This window comes from Nonomuraea mesophila, assembly GCF_004352805.1.
GTDB lineage: Bacteria > Actinomycetota > Actinomycetes > Streptosporangiales > Streptosporangiaceae > Nonomuraea > Nonomuraea longispora.
Map to the genome: position 1 here is coordinate 13487 of NZ_SMLD01000075.1, position 16859 is coordinate 30345.

Here is a 16859-nt window from a genome sequence, read left to right on the forward strand (position 1 = left end):
CTCCCTCACCCCTGATCAGAAGTCGAAGTCGAACGCGAGCTCGGACAGGTCATGGGAGGCGGCGGCCCTGAGCGGCTCGCCGAGCGAGCCGAGCGGCGTGCCCGGGTCGGCGAGCGCGGCGTCGAGCAGCGCCAGCAGCTCGTCGCGGAACAGCTCCACGGTCGGACGCAGGAACAGCGCGGTGGCGTACGCCCAGCGGGCGGCGTAGTCGTCGGGCTCGACCTCGATCTGCAGGTCGAGGTCGAAGATCGTGCGCCCGGTGAGGCCGGGCCTCCAGCTCGGGTGGCCGCCGAGGAAGTCCACCCGCTGCAGCCCGGTGTCCTGGACCGCGAAGAACGTGTCAAAAAGGGGATGCCTGCCGTGGGACGGCCGCCCATGGCGGGCGACGTCGAGGGTGTGGTCCTGGTGGTCGACGGCGGCCACGGCGTGCGCGGCCACGGCCCGCAGGTGCTGGAGGAACGGCAGCTCGGCCGAGGGCCGCACTCGCAGGCAGAGCGTGTTGACGAACATGCCCTGCACCCGGTCCACGCCCGGCAGGTGCCGCCCCGACGCCGCCGTGCCGACCGTCACGTCCGCGCTGCCGCTCACCCGCCCGAGAAAGGCCGTGTACGCGGCCAGCAGCACATGGAAGGGCGTCACGGATTCGGCGCGGGCCAGCTCCCTGACCGCCCGGGCCCGCCGCCGGCCGAACCGGAACGCCAGGTGCCCGCCCTCGGTCGTACGCACCGAGGGCCGCGCCCTGTCGGCGGGCAGGCTGGTGGGCAGGTCCAGCGGGGGGACCGGCCGGTCGAACGTCTCCTCCCAGAAGGCCCGCTGGCCGTCCGACAACGCCCGCCGTTCGGGTCCGGCCGCCCACTGGGCGTAGTCCCGGTAGCGCAGCTCCGCCTCCGGTGGCCGCTCGCCCCTGACCAGGGCCGCCCATTCGCCCATGAGCAGGGTCAGGGCGTGGCCGTCGGTGAGCAGGTGGTGGATGTCGAGCACCAACCGGGTCCCGGCGGCGTGCCGGACCAGCGCCGCCCGCCACAGCGGCGGCCTGGCCAGGTCGAACGGGCGGACCCAGCGCCGCGCCCACACGTCGGGGTCCTCGTCCCACGGCAGGGCCACCGCGTCGATCGTGACGTCCCACGGTTCGCGGACCCACTGGTACGGGCGGCCGTCGCCGTCCATGGCGAACCCGGCGCGCAGGATCTCGTGCCGCTCCACGAGCGTGGCCAGCGCGGCCGTCAGGCGCTCGTGATCCACCGGGCCGGGCAGGTCGACGACGACGGGCAGGTTGTACTGGGTGTCGGCCGGGTCCTTGACCTGCTCGACGTGGACGCCGTGCTGCTGGGGCGAGAGGGGGGTGCGCTCGGTGGCCGTTCCCGGACGCGGCCCGGTGACCTGCGTACGGTCCGCAGCCCGTACGGTGTCGGCCAGCTCCGCGACCGTGCGGGCGGACAACACGGCCGACACCGGGCAGGCCACCCCGAAGCGGCGGCGTACGAGCGCGGACACCCGGGTGGCGGTCAGCGAGCTGCCGCCGAGCCGGTCGAGCGGGTCGTCGGCGCCGATGCCGCGCACGCCGAGCACGTCCTCCCAGAGCCCGGCCAGGATGCGCTCCACCTCGTCGCGCGCCGCCCGGCCGCCGGTCGCGACCTCGGGGGCGGGCAGTCCGGCCAGGTCGACCTTGCCGTTGGCGGTCAGCGGCAGCGCGGGCAGCACCACGACGTGAGCGGGCACGAGGTGCGCGGGCAGCCGCCGCTCCATCTCCGCCCGCACGTGCCCGGCTTCGACGCCGCCTTCGACGTACGCGCACAGGTGCGGCTCGGGCGTCCGGCGCGGCACCACCACCGCGACGCTGACCCCCGCCACGCCCAGCAGGGCCGTTTCGACCTCGCCCGGCTCGACGCGGAAACCGCGCACCTTGACCTGGCGATCCTCCCGGCCGAGGAAGTCGATCGAACCGTCGGGCCGCCGGCGGGCCCGGTCGCCCGTCCGGTACAGCAGCCGCCCGTCATGGCGGACGAAGGCCCGCTCGGTGAGTTCCGGACGTCCGTGGTAGCCGGTCGCCATGCCGTCGCCGCCGACGTACAGGTCTCCGGGGACGCCGGCGGGCAGCGGGAGGCGGTCCTGGTTGAGCACGTACGCGGTGGTGTTGGGGACCGGGCGGCCGATGGGCACGCGCGCGCCCGACGGCCCGGCGACGGTGTGCACGGTGGAGATGACCGCGTTCTCCGTCGGCCCGTACGCGTTCACCAGCCGCAGCCCGGGACTGGCGCGCAGCACGGCCTCCGCGTGCTCGGGGGGGAGCACGTCGCCCCCGACGAGCAGGTCACGCAGCGGCCGGAACACGGCCGGGTCCTCGCTCGCCAGCCGGGAGAACAACGCCGACGTGAACAACGCCGTGGTGATGCCGGCGCCGGCCAGCGCCCGGCACAGTTCCTCGGCGTCGAGGAACGTCTCGCGGTCGAGGACGTGCAGGGTGCCGCCGTTGAGCAGCGCACCCCAGATCTCCCAGACGGAGGCGTCGAACCCGGTCGCCCCCACCTGCGCCATCCTGGTGGTGGCGTCCAGGCGGGCGTACGCGACACCGCGCACCAGGCGCACGACACCCCGGTGCGGGATCATGACGCCCTTGGGCCGTCCGGTCGTGCCGGAGGTGTACATCAGGTACGCGGGCGCGGCCGTGTCCCCGGGCACCGGCCGCACCGGCTCCGGCTCGTCCGCCCAGTCGTGGTCATCGAGGTCGACGACCCGCGCCCCGGCGGGCGTCGCGGGCGGCCGTCCCGAGGTGATGAGCAGCCTCGCGCCGCTGTCCTCGATCGTGAACGCGACCCGCTCCTGACCGGTGGCGGGGTCGACGGGCAGGTAGCAGCCGCCCGCCTTCAGCACGGCCAGCGCCGAGACGACCAGCTCGGGGGTACGCGGCAGCAGCAGCGCGACCGGCTCGCCGGGACGCAGTCCCGCCCGGAGCAGCGAGACCGCGAGCGACGTGCTGCGGCGGTCCAGCTCGGCGTAGGTCAGGGTGGTGCTCCCGTGCACCACGGCCGGATGGGCGGGCGCCCGCCCGGCCTGCTCGGCGAACAGCTCCTCGATCCGCCGCTCCGACGGGTAGCCGGTGGCGGTGTCGTTCCAGCGGGCGAGCCGGGCCTGCTCGGCGGAGGACAGCGGATCCACCTCGCGTACCGTGCGGTCCGCCGGCATGGCCAGCACGGCGGCCAGGTGGGCCGCGTGGCGGGCGGCCATGCCCGCGTCCCCGCCGGGGGCGTACCGCAACCGGGCGCCGTCCCCGTCCAGCACGAGCACCAGCGGACCCGTCACCTGCCCGTCCCCACGCACCAGGACAGGCAGCGGTTCTGCACCCGGCCCGTGCGGTTCTGCACCCGGTGTGTACGGTTCGGCGGCGGTCAGCGCGTGCGTCACCTGCTCCGCGAGCGCGGCGAGCCTGCCCGCGGGGTCGATCGTGAAGCGGACCACCTCGTCCGCCCCGCCATCGACGACGCGGAAAACCTGCTCCCTGCGGCCCGTGTGGTGGTGCAGCAGGGTCGCCCACGCCACGAGCGCGTCCGCCACCCCGACCCCGGCGGGGCACACGACGGGAAACCCCTGCTCGCCGAGGCCGGGTTCGGCGCCGGCGGGTTCCGCGGTGGTGAGCCAGTCCAGCAGCCCGGTGCCGTCACTCATGGCCGAGCACCTGCGCGAGGTCGCGTACCGTCGGATGGAGATACAGCTCGCGCAGCGGCAGCGCGGGCAGGTCCCGTTCGCGCATGGCCGCCGCCAGCCGGATCGCCAGGAGCGAGTTGCCGCCGAGCTCGAAGAAGTTGTCGTCGTCGCCCACCGGCACGTCGAGCACCGACTCCCAGACGGCGGCGAGCGTCCGGGTGAAGTCCTCCGCAGGGGCGGCCGGGGCAGGCGGGGCGGAGGCCGGCTCGGGCAGGGCGCGGGCGTCCAGCTTGCCGTTCGCGGTGAGCGGCAGCGCGGGCAGCGCCGTGACGGTGGCGGGCATCATGTGGTCGGGCAGCACCTTGGCCGCGCGCCGGCGCACCTCGGCGGGGTCGAGGTCCGCCGGCGTGACGTACGCGTCCAGCCGCGCCAGCGCATGATCGACCGCCTGCGCATCCCCGACCGCCTGCACCTCTCCGTCCGCCTGCGCACCCCCGACCGCGGGGCCGGGTGCGGCCGGGCGGCCGTCGCGCAGGACGACGGCGGCCGAGGTGACCGCGGGGTCGTCGAGGAGGACGTTGCGGATCTCGTCCAGCTCGATGCGGAAGCCGCGTACCTTGACCTGGGTGTCCAGCCGGCCCAGGTGTTCGAGCCGCCCGTCGGCCCGCAGGCGGCCGCGGTCGCCGCTGCGGTACATGCGGCCCCCGGCGAACGGGTCCGGCACGAAACGCTCGGCCGTCAGTTCCGGGCGGCCCAGGTATTCCGTGGCCACCCCCGCCCCGCCGACGTGGATCTCGCCGGGCGCGCCGACGGGAACGGGGCGGCCCCGCTCGTCGAGGACGTACACGTGCCAGCCGGGCAGCGGGCGTCCCACCGACCGGGATCCCGCGATGGCGTCGCCGCGGGTCACGGTCTGAGCGGTCACGTGGACCGTGGTCTCGGTGATGCCGTACATGTTGACCAGGCGGCAGCCCGGATACCGGTCGAACCAGCCCAGCAGCGGGCGCACGTCGAGCGGTTCGCCGCCGAACACCGTCAGCCGGACGGCGAGCCGTTCGTCCCGGTGCCGGTCGGCCTCCATGAGCTGGGCGAACGCCGACGGCGTCTGGCTGAGCACGGTGACCCGCTCGCGCGTCAGCAGCTCGTGAAACTCCTCGGGCGACCTGGACACCCAGTACGGCACCATGACCAGCCGGCCGCCGGTGAGCAGCGCGCCCCAGATCTCCCAGACGGAGAAGTCGAAGGCGCTGGAGTGGAAGTTCGACCAGGTGTCGCCGGGTCCGAGCCCTAAGTCGTCCCCGGTGGCCGTCAGGAGGGCGACGACGTTCCTGTGCGACACCACGACCCCCTTGGGGCGGCCGGTCGAGCCGGAGGTGTAGATGACGTACGCGGCGTCGTCGGCACCGCCGCTCCGCGGAACGCCGCCGTCGTCCGGATCGGCGAGCCGTTCGGGGGAGACGACGCTCAGCCCGTCGCCGGCGGGGAAGTCGCGGTCGGCGACGACCACGCGCAACGCGGCGTCCCCGGCCGTGTACGCCAGCCGCTCCGCCGGATAGGCGGGGTCCATCGGCACGTAGACGGCCCCGGCCTTGAGCACGGCCAGCATGGTGACCACCAGCTCGGGCGTGCGGTCCAGGCAGAGTCCCACCCGGTCGCCCGCCCGTACACCCCTCCCGCGCAGGGCGGCGGCGCGGCGGCCGGCGAGCGCGTCGAGCTCGGCGTAGGTGAGCGAGCGGTCCTCGCCGGTGAGGGCGACGGCTTCAGGCCGTTCCGCGGCGCGGGCGGCGAAGATCTCCTCGATGCGCTCGGGCCGCCGTCCGAGGGGCGTGTCCGGACGGCCGAGGCCGGTCACGTGGCGGCGCTCGGGCTCGTCCAGCAGGTCGACGTCGGCGGGGGCCAGGTCGTCGTCGCCGGCCAGCCGCTCGTACGCGCGGGCGACGTGGACGGCGAACCGCCGCGCCGACTCGCCGTCCACGTCTCCCAGCCGGTGCCGCACGTCGAGCAGGAGGGAGCCGTCCTGGTCGCGGCGGGGTACGAGGGTGAGCGGGAAGGGCGCCGTCTGGCAGGGGACGTCCTCGTCCGTGGCGGTGGCCAGCAGCCCCGCGAGGACCCGGCCGCCCGTTTCCGCGCAGAGCCGGGCGTACCGGCGGGCGTCGCACCAGCCGCCGCCTTCGAGGACGCGGGCGCTCCCGGCCACCAGCTCGCCGGTCGTGGCGGCGCCCGACAGGTCCACCGCCAGCAGCGTCCCGGCGTCGAACGCCCCCAGAGCCTCCTCCGGCCGCGCGGGCAGCCCGGTCACCGCGCCGATCACGGGGCAGTGCCGGCCCTCGTACCGTCCCAGGACCAGCGCGGCCGCCACCGCCACCCGGGCGGCCAGGTGCGCCGAGTCGCGCACCGGCACGCTCACCACCCCGGTACGCTCACCCGCCGCGACGTCCCCCGAGGCCCATTCGACGGCGGCCCCGGAGTAGTCGGCCTCCCGCCACCGCTTGACCAGCTCGTCGTCCGGCGCGGCCACCTGCGCCCGTCCGGCGTGGAAACGTTCGTACGGAACCCGCTCCGTGAGCACCTCGGCCACCATCCGCAGCGACGTCGCGTCCAGCCATGCCCGGTGCGCGACGAGCACCAGGTCGGCGGCCCCGTCCGCGTAGTCGAGCAGCACGACCCGCAGCCCGCGCACCGGCCTGAACAGCTCGGCGTCGAGCGCCCGCGCGGCCTGCGCGGAACCGGCGGCGGCGGGCACCCGTTCCGTCCACAGGCGGGCGGGCTCGCCCCACCAGTGGCGGGCGGCGTGGTCGAGGATCCGCGCCATCCGGGCGGCGTCGGCACCGCCGGACAGCCGGGTCCGCCGGGCGTGACAGTGCCCGGACGGCGTGACGGCGGCGGGGATCAGCGCGTCAACGGTGCGGTACACAGGGTGATCTCCAGTGGGTTCGGGTGGCCGGCACGGCCGGGTCGGCGAAGGCGTCAGCGGGTGGTGAAGCCTCCGTCGACGGTGAGCACGCTGCCGGTGACCTGGCGGGACTCGTCGGAGGCCAGCCACACGGCGGCGGAGGCGACGGCGTCGGGCTCGATGAGCGCGTTGGACGGCTGGGCTTGCAGGAACGCCTCCTCGTGCGTGCCCACGGGCACGTCGAGCGAGCGGGCGATCTCCGCCAGCATCCGGCCCTCCACCTGCGGATCGTCCCTGACCGAGCCGGGGCACAGCGCGTTGACCCGCACCTGGCGCGGGGCGTAGTCGAGCGCCGCCGCCTTGGTCAGGCCGATGAGACCGTGCTTGGCGGCTACGTAGCCGGCGAAATGCCGGTAGCCCACCAGCCCGGCGGTGGACGCGACGTTGACGATGCTGCCCGAGCCGCGCTCGCACATCAGCCCGCCCACGGCGCGGATGGCCCGCCAGGCGCCCGAGAGGTCGACGTCGAGCATCAGCCGCCACTCGTCCTCGTCGATCTCGTGCGTCACCTTGCCGGACGGCGCGGCGATGCCCGCGTTGTTGACGAGCACGTCCACGGCGCCGAACCGGTCGACCGCCATGGCCACCGCGTCCTCGACCTCGCGGAGGTCCCGTACGTCGGCCTCCTTGACCAGCACGGCGACGCCGGCCTTCCGGCAGAGCTCCTCCGTGTGCCAGAGCTGGCCGGGGGAGCCGAGCGGGTAGGGAACGCCGGGCAGGTCGCGCGCGATGTCGATCAGCACCAGGTCGGCTCCCTCACGGGCGAAGGCCTGGGCGGTGGCGCGTCCGAGACCGCGGGCCGCACCGGTGATGACGGCCGTCTTCCCGGCCAGGCGCAGCGTCACGTCCGTTCCCTGGACAGCTCGTCCGTGATCAGCCCGAGCAGGGGGGTGGGGTCGTCCGCCAGGTACATGTGGCCGCCGTCGAGCTCGGCGGTCCTGAACCCGGCGCTGGTGACCTGCTCCCACTGTGCGAGCTGCGTGCCGTCGACCAGCTCGTCGTCGCGGCCCCGCAGGGCGGTGACCGGAACGGGCAGCGGCTTGTCCGTGGCCGGCTCGTACGTCTCGTGCATCTCGACGTCCGCCCGGATCGTGGGCAGCAGCAGCGAACGCATCTCCGGGTCATCGAGCGCCGGATGCGTGTAGCCGGAGAACTCTCTGACCCTGGCCAGGAACTCGTCGTCGCTGAGGCCGCCGGCCTTGGCCTCGCGCCCGTCGTGCGGGCCGGGTGATCCGCTCACGAACAGCCGCTCGGGCGTCACCCCTCTGCCGTTGGCGAGGTGGCCGGCCAGCTCGTACGCCAGCACGGCGCCGAGGCTGTGCCCGAAGATCGCGACGGGCGGGGTGGCGCCATCGATCCTGGCCAGGACCTGGGTGCACGCCGCCTCGGCCGCGCGGGCGACCTCGGTGTAGGGGGCTTCGTTGAAACGTTCTTCGCGGCCGGGCAGCTGCACCGGCAGGATGGTCAGGTCCTCGGGGGCCTGCCGCTGCCATCCGCGGAAGAACGACGCTCCGGCGCCGGCGAAGGGCAGGCAGACAAGGTACGTGGGTTCCATGATGCGGATTTCTCCGATCGATCGTCCAGAGGCGGAATCCGGGCCGCGGTGATGTCACCGTTCGGGCGAACATCTCGTGAGCCGATTACGTAGTGGTCCGTGCCGGATACTTTGGGTGACGCTCCTGGTCGGACCGCTGGCCTCTATCGCCTCCCCCGTCCATTCGCGACCGACAAGCCGGGCAGGGCCCGGGGTGGGCGTCGCGCGTCGCTCGTTGCGGCCCCAAGCATGCCGAACGACGGCCAAAACTACGGAGTTTCGGTCCTTTAGGTCAAGCCGAACATGAAGAACCTGTGACGCATGGTGCCGATCTGGCACCGTCCCGCGTCACAGGTCGGACCCTTGTCCGGGCCCCTCTGATCGCCGTTCTGACCTGCGATTATGTGGCCGGCTCCGGAGTGGGTTCCGGCGGGTCTTGCATCGTTCCATCGCCGCTCGGTGATCGCCCCGGTTTCGATGCCAGCACAGAGACCGCCGCGAGCGTATGTCCTGAATCTAAAGTTTGGGGTAGCCGTATGTAAATCGTCTGTGTCAGTATGTGAGACGGCGTCGGTTTCACGGCTACCGCGTGGTCGCCGGAGAAGGAAGGGTCCGCCAGGCAGTTGACGTATCTCATCCGCACGTTCGTCGACCCCGCCCGGCCGCCGTCCGCTCGCGGCGTACTTGAGCCGTGCCGCCCGCTCGGCGGTCATATGTTGAAACCGCCGTCGACGCTGACCGTCGCCCCGGTGATGTACCGGCCGCCGGGGCCGGCGAGGAACGCCACCGTCGCGGCCACGTCGGCGGGCTCCGCGTAGTGGCCGAGCGCGGAGAACCCGTTGATGGCGTCGGCGTTGGGGCCGTCGGCCGGGTTCATGTCAGTGTCGGTGGGGCCTGGATTCACCACGTTCACCGTGATCGCCCTGGGGCCCAGCTCGCGTCCCAGCGCCCTGGTCAGGCCGATCAGCGCGGTCTTGCTGATCGGATACAGCGTGAAGCCGGGGAACACCACCCGCTCGCCCACGTTGCTGCCGATGGTGATGACCAGGATGTCCAGCCGGACCAGCTCACCCGTGACCCGGTCCACCGCGGTGGTCACCGCCGCCGGGTCGCTGCTGTCCGCCTGCACGGCGATCGCCCGCCGTCCCGTCAGCTTGATCTGAGCGACCACGTCATCGGCGCGCTGCTTGTTGTGCTGGTACGTCAGCGCCACATCGGCGCCATCCTGGGCCAGGCGCAGGGCCACGGCGGCGCCGATGCCACGACTACCGCCAGTGACCAGGGCCGCCTTGCTCTCAAGTGCGTTGCTCATGACGCCAAGCCTGGCCGACAACGGCAGGCCGGTTCTGGCGCTGATCGCACGCCGCGTTCGACACCTGTCGCCACGTGGCGGGCACATGAGCCCCGTGCGGCTCACCTGCGCGACCGGGCCGCCCATGTGGAGGGGCGACCCGGGGCGGGTGGTCAGTCGGTGCCGGACTCCATCGCGGCGTGGTCGAGCAGTTCGTCCTCGGGCGCCTCGCCACGGGAGGCGATCGCTTCGGCCCCGCCCTCCGGCATGGCGCCGATCAGCTTGGTCGAGGGCGTCTCCGCCGCGGCGATCAACGACCCGTGGTCGGCGCCGACCATGCCGAGCCCGGCGTACTGCTCAAGCTTGGCGCGGGTGTCGGCGATGTCGAGGTTGCGCATGGTGAGCTGGCCGATGCGGTCGACAGGACCGAAGGCGGAGTCTTCCGTGCGCTCCATGGACAGTTTGTCGGGGTGGTAGCTGAACGCGGGCCCCGACGTGTCGAGGATCGAGTAGTCCTCGCCGCGCCGCAGCCGCAGCGTCACCTCGCCGGTGATCGCCATGCCGACCCAGCGCTGCAACGACTCGCGCAACATCAGCGCCTGGGGATCGAGCCAGCGGCCTTCGTAGAGCAGGCGGCCCAGCCGGCGCCCTTCGCTGTGGTAGACGGCGAGGGTGTCCTCGTTGTGGACCGCGTTGACCAGCCGCTCGTAGGCCGCGTGCAGCAGCGCCATGCCCGGCGCCTCGTAGATGCCCCGGCTCTTGGCCTCGATGACGCGGTTCTCGATCTGGTCGGACATGCCGATGCCGTGCCGCCCGCCGATGGCGTTGGCCTCCAGAACCAGGTCGACGGCCGAGGCGAACTCCTTGCCGTTGATCGTCACCGGGCGGCCGCGCTCGAAGCTGATGGTGACGTCTTCGGGGGCGATCTCCACGTTCGCGTCCCAGAACGGCACGCCCATGATCGGCTCGACCGTCTCGATGCCGGCGTCGAGGTGCTCGAGCGCCTTGGCCTCGTGGGTGGCGCCCCAGATGTTGGCGTCGGTGGAGTAGGCCTTCTCCGCGCTGTCGCGGTAGGGCAGGCCGCGTTCGAGCAGCCACTCCGACATCTCGGTGCGGCCGCCGAGCTCGCTGACGAACCCGGCGTCGAGCCACGGCTTGTAGATGCGCAGCGACGGGTTGGCCAGCAGGCCGTAGCGATAGAAGCGTTCGATGTCGTTGCCCTTGAAGGTGGAGCCGTCACCCCAGATCTGCACGCCGTCCTCGAGCATCGCGCGCACCAGCAGGGTGCCCGTGACGGCCCGCCCGAGCGGGGTCGTGTTGAAGTAGCCGCGCCCGCCTGAGCGGATGTGGAAGGCCCCGCAGGCCAGGGCGGCGAGCCCTTCCTCCACGAGCGCGGCCCGGCAGTCGACCAGCCGGGCGACCTCAGCGCCGTAGGCCGTCGCGCGACCGGGCACCGAGGCGATGTCGGGCTCGTCGTATTGGCCGATGTCCGCGGTGTACGCGCATGGCACCGCGCCCTTCTCGCGCATCCACGCGACCGCTACCGAGGTGTCGAGGCCGCCGGAGAAGGCGATGCCGACACGTTCGCCGACAGGCAGAGAGGTGAGAACCTTTGACACGCGTAGAAGTATATACACACTTATGCATGATCATGCAACGTACACGCGTCACGACTCTCCGCCGCGCCGGTCGTGCTCAGCGGGCGGGCTGCGCGGCCGCGGCGCCTCGTGGTTCGTTCTCCGGAGCCGGTTTGTACGCGCGCCCGGCCGCCTCGATGTGCGCCTTGGCCGCCTTCCCCGCCGCCTCTGGATCCCCGGCGCGGATGCCGGCGACGATGGCCCGGTGCTGCTCGGTGATCGCGCCGGCCCAGTGGGGGTCGTCGAGGTTGGCCACGGTCGTGACCGCGATGCGATCCCACACCCGGTGCAGGGTGTCCTCCAGGAAAGGGTTGCCGGCCGCCGCTCCGATGGCGCGGTGCAGGGCGAGGTTGGCCTGGGCGGAGGCGTGGGCGTCGTGGGTCTGCACCGCCGCCTCGACCGCGTCGACGGCCCGGTCGAGCGCGTCGATGTCGGCGGGGGCCAGTTGCCCGCGGCCCTGCCGCGTGGCGGCCAGTTCGGCGGCCAGCCCTTCGAGGGTGGCGCGCAGCACGAACAGGTGCTCCGCCTCGACGGCGGTCAGCGCGGCGACGGCGACGCCGCGGGCGGCCGGGATGACCAGCCCTTCGGCCAGTAACCTGCCGATGGCCTCGCGTACGGGAGTGCGGCTGACGCCCAGGTCGGCGGCCAGCGCCGCCTCCGTCAGCCGCTGGCCGGGAGCGTATCGCCCCTCCGCGAACCGGTGGCGCAGCGCCACGTAGACCGCATGGGCGCTGCCCGGCTGGGATTCGGAAGAGACCGCCATGAGGCGAGTATACATTGCATGCAAACCTTGCCTGCACTCTATTGACATGCATTGCATGCAATGAATACGTTGCCACTCATCGAGGCAGGAGCCGGAAGGAGGGCGACCATGCTGGACCCGCTTCAGCTGCTCGTTCTCGCCGGCGCGGGCTTCCTGGCCGGCGCCGTGAACGGTGTCGCGGGCGGCGGATCGCTGATCTCGTTCCCCGCGCTCATGGCGATGGGCTACTCGCCGATCGCCGCCAACGTCACCAGCGCCCTCGCCACCCTGCCCGGCTACGTGGGCGGGCTGGTCGGCTACCGGGACGAACTGCCCGCCGTGCGCCCGCAGGTGCCGCGGCTCTCCGTGGTCAGCGCCTGCGGCGCCGCGTGCGGGTCCGCGATCCTGCTCGCCGCGCCGCCGGAACAGTTCGAGTCGATCGTCCCGTTCCTCGTCCTCGTCTCCGTCGTCGCGCTGGCCCTTCAGGAAAGCCTGGCCCGGCGCGTCGGCGGGGACAGGGCGGCGGGCGGCGGTCACGCGCTGCTGGCCGGCCAGTTCGTGGTCGCGATGTACGGCGGCTACTTCGCCGCCGGGCTCGGGGTCATGATGCTCGCCGTCCTGGGCACGTTCCTGGCGGACGACCTGCACAGGCTCAACGCGCTCAAGAGCGCGCTGTCCCTGGTCGTCGGCCTGATCTCAGCCCTGTGCTTCTCCGTGTTCGGCCCCGTCGAGTGGATCCCGGTCGCGGTCATGTCGCTCACCGGGCTGGCCGGCGGCCGGAGCGGAGTGGTGCTCGCCCGGCGCGTGCCGCCCCACGTCTTACGGTGGCTGATCGTCGGTTTCGGTCTCATCCTGTCCGGCGCGCTCTTCGTGAGGTGACCATGCGCGAACGACCCGACCTTCTCATCACCGGCACTCATCTGATCTCCATGGATCCCGCCGTCGGTGACGTCGCGAACGCCGACGTCCTGGTCCGTGACGGGCAGATCGCGGAGATCGTCCCGCACACCGGCGCGCACGACGTCACGGACGCGGAGGTGATCGACGCGACGGGCACGATCATGCTGCCCGGCTTCGTCGACACCCACTGGCACCTGTGGAACTCGCTGCTGCGCGGCACCGTCGGCGACCGTCCCGGCAGCGACTACTTCGCCGTCAAGCGCGCCCTCGCACCCCACTTCGAGCTCGGCGACTTCTACTGGGCGGCCCGGTTCGGGCTGGCCGAGGCGGCGAGCGGCGGCATCACCACGGTGCACAACTTCGACCACAACGTGCGCAGCCCCCAGGACGCCGACGCCAACATCCAGGCGCACCTGGACTCCGGACTGCGCGGGCGCTTCTCGTACGGACCGCCGGACTCGGCGTCGCCCGACGCCACCAACGACCTCGACGACCTGCGCAAGCTGCGGGCCCGCTGGCCCGGTTACCAGCTCGACGGCAGGCTGGACTTCGGCGTCGCGCTGCGCGGGCCGTACCGGACGCCGCCCGAGGTGTACGAGCGCGAGTGGGCCGAGGCCCGCGCGCTCGGGATGCCCATCACCATGCACTGCGACCGGTGCATGCGTGAGGAGGGCTGCCGTGTCTGCGGTCTCGCCCGGCTGGAGGAGCTGGGCCTGCTGGGCGAGGACGTGCAGGTCGTCCATGCCGTGCACGCCGACGGGCGCGACATCGAGGCGCTGGCCCGCACGGGCACCCGGGTGTCGCTGAGCCCGATGACCGAGCTGCGCACCATGGGCTTCCCGCTGGTGACCGAGCTGCTGGAGGCCGGCGTGCCGGTGTCGCTCTCGCTCGACACGCTCGCCATGCCGACCAGCGCCGACATCCTCGGCCACCTGCGCATGATCGTCTCCGTGGAGGCGGCGCGTACGGGCTCGGCCACGGTCACCCCGCGCCGGCTGCTCCAGCTCGCCACCATCGGCGGGGCCAGGGATCTCCGCCTGGACGACACCGTCGGCTCCGTCACCCCGGGCAAGCGCGCCGACCTCGTGATCCTGCGGGCGTCCGACATCAACCTGGTCCCCTCGGGCGACCCGGTCGAGGCGCTCGTCTACACGGGCCAGATCGACAACATCGACACCGTCATCGCCGACGGCCGCGTACTGAAGCGGCGGGGCGCGCTCGTGCTGGACGACGGCGAGCCGGACCCCGTCGCGATGGCCGAGGCCCGCCGGGACGCCCTGCTCGCCAGGGCCGCGGCGGCAGGCGACTGGCCCCCTCCCACGCCGTCAACCACCGCAGGCGAAAGGAGTCTGCAATGACCGCCCCCCACCCCACGGCCGCGCGGGGCGCACTCGCGCCCAAAGTCGCCGTGACCATGTTCGGCCTGCTGCTGCTGGCCTACACCATCAACGCCATGGACCGGATGGTCTTCCCCATCCTGCTCGTCGAGGTCCGCGCCGAGTACGGCTTCAGCCTGGAGGCGGCGGGGCTGCAGGCCACCGTGTTCGCCATCGGCATGGGCCTGGCCGGTCTGCCCGCCGGATACCTTCAGCGCAGACTCGGACGCAAGCGCACGATCGTCCTCGGCACGCTGGTGTTCTCGATCGCGACCGCGCTCACCACGGTCTCCATCGGGTTCTTCGACATGCTGGTCTGGCGCGTGCTGTCCGGCGTCGGCGAGGCACTCCAGCTCGCGATGATCATCGCGGTCGCGTCGAGCGCCTTCCCCGCCCGCCGCGGGGTCGCGATCGGCAGCGTCAACATGGCCTTCGCCGCCGGCTCGATCATCGGCCCCTCGCTCGGCAGCGTCCTGCTGGAGGGGTACGGCACCTGGCGGGCCCCGATGATCGCCTACGCCCTCATCGGCGTCGCGCTGGCGCTGGCCATCGTGTTCCTGGTCTCGCCGCGGCTGACCGAGATCGACCCCGCGGAGAACGCGACCAGGCACGTCGGCGGCGCCCGCAGCATCCTGTCGCGCAACCCGCTCGTGCTGGCCGTCATCACGGCGCTGTTCGGGCTGGCCGACTTCGCCTTCATCGGCATGTACGCCAGCTACCTGCGCGGCCAGCTCGACTACAGCCCTGGCGGCGCCGGGTTCGTCATCGGCCTGTCCGGCCTGGCGGCCTTCGCCTCACCGGCCGGCGGCTACCTCGCCGACCGGTTCAGCCCGAGGGTGGTGCTGACGGTGCTCAACCTCGGCGTGGCCGCCAGCGGCCTCGCCCTCTTCCTCGGCTCACCGTCCACCCCGTGGCAGGCGACCTTCTCGTTCCTGTTCGGGCTGTTCGCCAGCGCCGGCATGTACGTCGCCGCCGCCAGCTACCTCGTCAAGTCCGCCGGCAGCGAGATCGTCAGCCGGGCCGCCGGGCTCTTCGTCACCTGCATCTACGTCGCGGCCGGCGTCGCGGGCCTGCTCTTCAGCACCCTCGTCGAGGCCACCGGCTGGGTCGGCGCGGGCATGGTGCAGATCGTCGGCTTCTCCGTGCTGGGCGCGGCACTGGCGCTCGCGCTGCGTCCCGACCTGTTCAGCAAGACCCTTCCACCCGAGGTGCACTGATGCTCTGGCAACCCACCCCGGTCACCCTGCCCGTGAGCGGCACGGCCGACCGGTTCCCCGTACGCCGCGTCTACTGCGTCGGCCGCAACTATCTCGACCACATCAAGGAGATGAAGGAGGGTGACGAGCGCGACGACCCCTTCTTCTTCCAGAAGCCGGCCGACGCGGTCGTCCCCGACGAGGCCGAGGTGCCCTACCCGCCGCAGACAGGGGACCTGCACTACGAGGGCGAGCTGGTCGTCGCCATCGGCGCCGAGGGCACGGACGTCGGCGTGCGGGACGCGTACGGGCTGGTCTTCGGCCACGCGGCCGGCATCGACCTGACGCGGCGCGACCGGCAGCGGGAGTGCCGCGAGCGGGCCCACCCGTGGGAGGCCGGCAAGTCCTTCGACCACTCGGCGCCCTGCGGCCCGATCCTGCCCGGCTCCGACCCGCTGGACGGAGAGCTGACGCTCACCGTCAACGGCGAGCGGCGCCAGCACACCGGGCTCGAGCTGATGATCTGGAACGTGCCCGAGATCATCAGCCACCTCTCGCGCTCGTACCGGCTGATGCCGGGCGACCTGATCTACACCGGCACCCCGGCGGGCGTCGGGCCCGTGCTGCCCGGCGACCGCGTCCGCGTCGAGATCACCGGCCTGCCCTCCCTGACCGTCACCATCGTCGAAGGAGAGACCCATGCGTCCCAGCGAACGGCTTGAGTACGACCCCATCGAGGGCCGCCCCGCGCTCCGACTGCCCGCCGGCAAGCGCATGGCGGTCTGGGTCATCGTCAACGTGGAGACCTGGTCCGACACCGACCCGATGCCGAGGACGGTGCTCACGCCGCCGGCCGGCGGCATCCCCGCCCCCGACGTGCCCAACTGGGCCTGGCACGAGTACGGCAACCGCGTCGGCGTGTGGCGCATGATCGAGGCCATGGACCGGCAGGAGGTGACCGGCACGCTGGCCATCAACGGCCAGGCCGTCACTCACTACCCGCAGATCTCGAAGGCCGCCCTCGACCGCGGATGGGAGTTCGTCGGCCACGGCTTCACCCAGAAGAACATGCAGAAGGTGGAGGACGAGCGGGCCGACATCCGGGCCACCACCAAGGCGATCGAGACGGCGACGGGCCGCCGCCCGCGCGGCTGGCTCGGCCCCGGGCTGACCGAGACCTGGGAGACGCCCGACCTCCTGGTCGAGGAGGGCTACGAGTACGTCTGCGACTGGGTGCTCGACGACCAGCCCGTGGAACTGGCCACCCGGACGTCGCCCATCGTGAACATCCCCTACACGCAGGAGTGCAACGACGTCGCGATGATGCTGATCCAGCACCATCCGGCCCGGGAGTACTTCCAGCGCGCCGTCGACCAGTTCGACCAGCTCTACAAGGACTCCGCGGACTCGGCCCGGGTGATGGCGCTGGTCGTGCACCCGTACATCATGGGCGTCCCGCACCGGCTGCGGTATTTCGAGCAGGCGCTGCAGCACATCCGGGCGCACAAGGACGTCGCGTTCATGACCGGTGAGCAGATCCTCGACTGGTACCGGGACGTACGCCGTCCCTGACGGCGCCCCCGCGGCC

General features: G+C 72.7%; 12 protein-coding genes. 5 read left to right on the top strand and 7 right to left on the bottom strand.

Features of this window, described 5'->3' with window-relative positions; translation table 11 throughout:
• Positions 1 to 15 precede the first annotated feature (15 nt).
• The 7 genes from E1295_RS25890 to E1295_RS25920 all read right to left on the bottom strand — a co-directional run bounded on the left by E1295_RS25890 (position 16) and on the right by E1295_RS25920 (position 11820).
• On the bottom strand, positions 16 to 3663 hold the full coding sequence (locus E1295_RS25890) for a non-ribosomal peptide synthetase (protein WP_132633538.1): 3648 nt from the start codon (positions 3661 to 3663) through the stop codon (positions 16 to 18).
• Positions 3656 to 6556, bottom strand: coding sequence for an amino acid adenylation domain-containing protein (locus E1295_RS25895; RefSeq protein WP_220448889.1), 2901 nt, complete (start codon positions 6554 to 6556; stop codon positions 3656 to 3658). Before E1295_RS25895 ends, E1295_RS25890 begins: the two co-directional genes overlap by 8 nt.
• A 53-nt stretch (positions 6557 to 6609) precedes the next feature.
• Positions 6610 to 7440 (bottom strand): SDR family oxidoreductase, encoded by an 831-nt coding sequence (locus E1295_RS25900; RefSeq protein WP_220448890.1) that lies wholly within the window; start codon positions 7438 to 7440, stop codon positions 6610 to 6612.
• Positions 7437 to 8150, bottom strand: coding sequence for a thioesterase II family protein (locus E1295_RS25905; RefSeq protein ID WP_132633540.1), 714 nt, complete (start codon positions 8148 to 8150; stop codon positions 7437 to 7439). The genes E1295_RS25900 and E1295_RS25905 overlap by 4 nt, the downstream gene beginning before the upstream one ends.
• A 688-nt stretch (positions 8151 to 8838) precedes the next feature.
• On the bottom strand, positions 8839 to 9441 hold the full coding sequence (locus tag E1295_RS25910; RefSeq protein ID WP_132633542.1) for an SDR family oxidoreductase: 603 nt from the start codon (positions 9439 to 9441) through the stop codon (positions 8839 to 8841).
• A gap of 152 nt (positions 9442 to 9593) precedes the next feature.
• A complete protein-coding gene (argG, locus tag E1295_RS25915; RefSeq protein ID WP_132633544.1) occupies positions 9594 to 11039 on the bottom strand; it encodes an argininosuccinate synthase in 1446 nt (481 codons plus the stop codon).
• Positions 11040 to 11115: 76 nt separating this feature from the next.
• Positions 11116 to 11820 carry a GntR family transcriptional regulator gene (locus E1295_RS25920; RefSeq protein ID WP_166427414.1) on the bottom strand — a complete coding sequence of 235 codons (705 nt, stop codon included), beginning with the start codon at positions 11818 to 11820 and terminating at the stop codon, positions 11116 to 11118.
• 108 nt (positions 11821 to 11928) lie between these two features.
• Here E1295_RS25920 and E1295_RS25925 point away from each other — a divergent pair, with 108 nt between their 5' ends.
• From E1295_RS25925 to E1295_RS25945, 5 genes are read left to right on the top strand one after another with little or no spacing between them, the layout of a single operon-like run.
• Positions 11929 to 12678 (top strand): sulfite exporter TauE/SafE family protein, encoded by a 750-nt coding sequence (locus tag E1295_RS25925; protein WP_166427415.1) that lies wholly within the window; start codon positions 11929 to 11931, stop codon positions 12676 to 12678.
• A gap of 2 nt (positions 12679 to 12680) precedes the next feature.
• Positions 12681 to 14057 (top strand): amidohydrolase family protein, encoded by a 1377-nt coding sequence (locus E1295_RS25930; RefSeq protein ID WP_132633549.1) that lies wholly within the window; start codon positions 12681 to 12683, stop codon positions 14055 to 14057.
• Positions 14054 to 15292, top strand: a complete 1239-nt coding sequence (locus E1295_RS25935; RefSeq protein ID WP_132633551.1) for an MFS transporter — start codon at positions 14054 to 14056, stop codon at positions 15290 to 15292. The genes E1295_RS25930 and E1295_RS25935 overlap by 4 nt, the downstream gene beginning before the upstream one ends.
• A complete protein-coding gene (locus E1295_RS25940; protein WP_132633553.1) occupies positions 15292 to 15993 on the top strand; it encodes a fumarylacetoacetate hydrolase family protein in 702 nt (233 codons plus the stop codon). The genes E1295_RS25935 and E1295_RS25940 overlap by 1 nt, the downstream gene beginning before the upstream one ends.
• Positions 15971 to 16843: a polysaccharide deacetylase family protein gene (locus tag E1295_RS25945; protein ID WP_132633555.1), complete on the top strand. Its 873-nt coding sequence runs from the start codon at positions 15971 to 15973 to the stop codon at positions 16841 to 16843. The genes E1295_RS25940 and E1295_RS25945 overlap by 23 nt, the downstream gene beginning before the upstream one ends.
• The last annotated feature ends 16 nt before the right edge of the window (positions 16844 to 16859 follow it).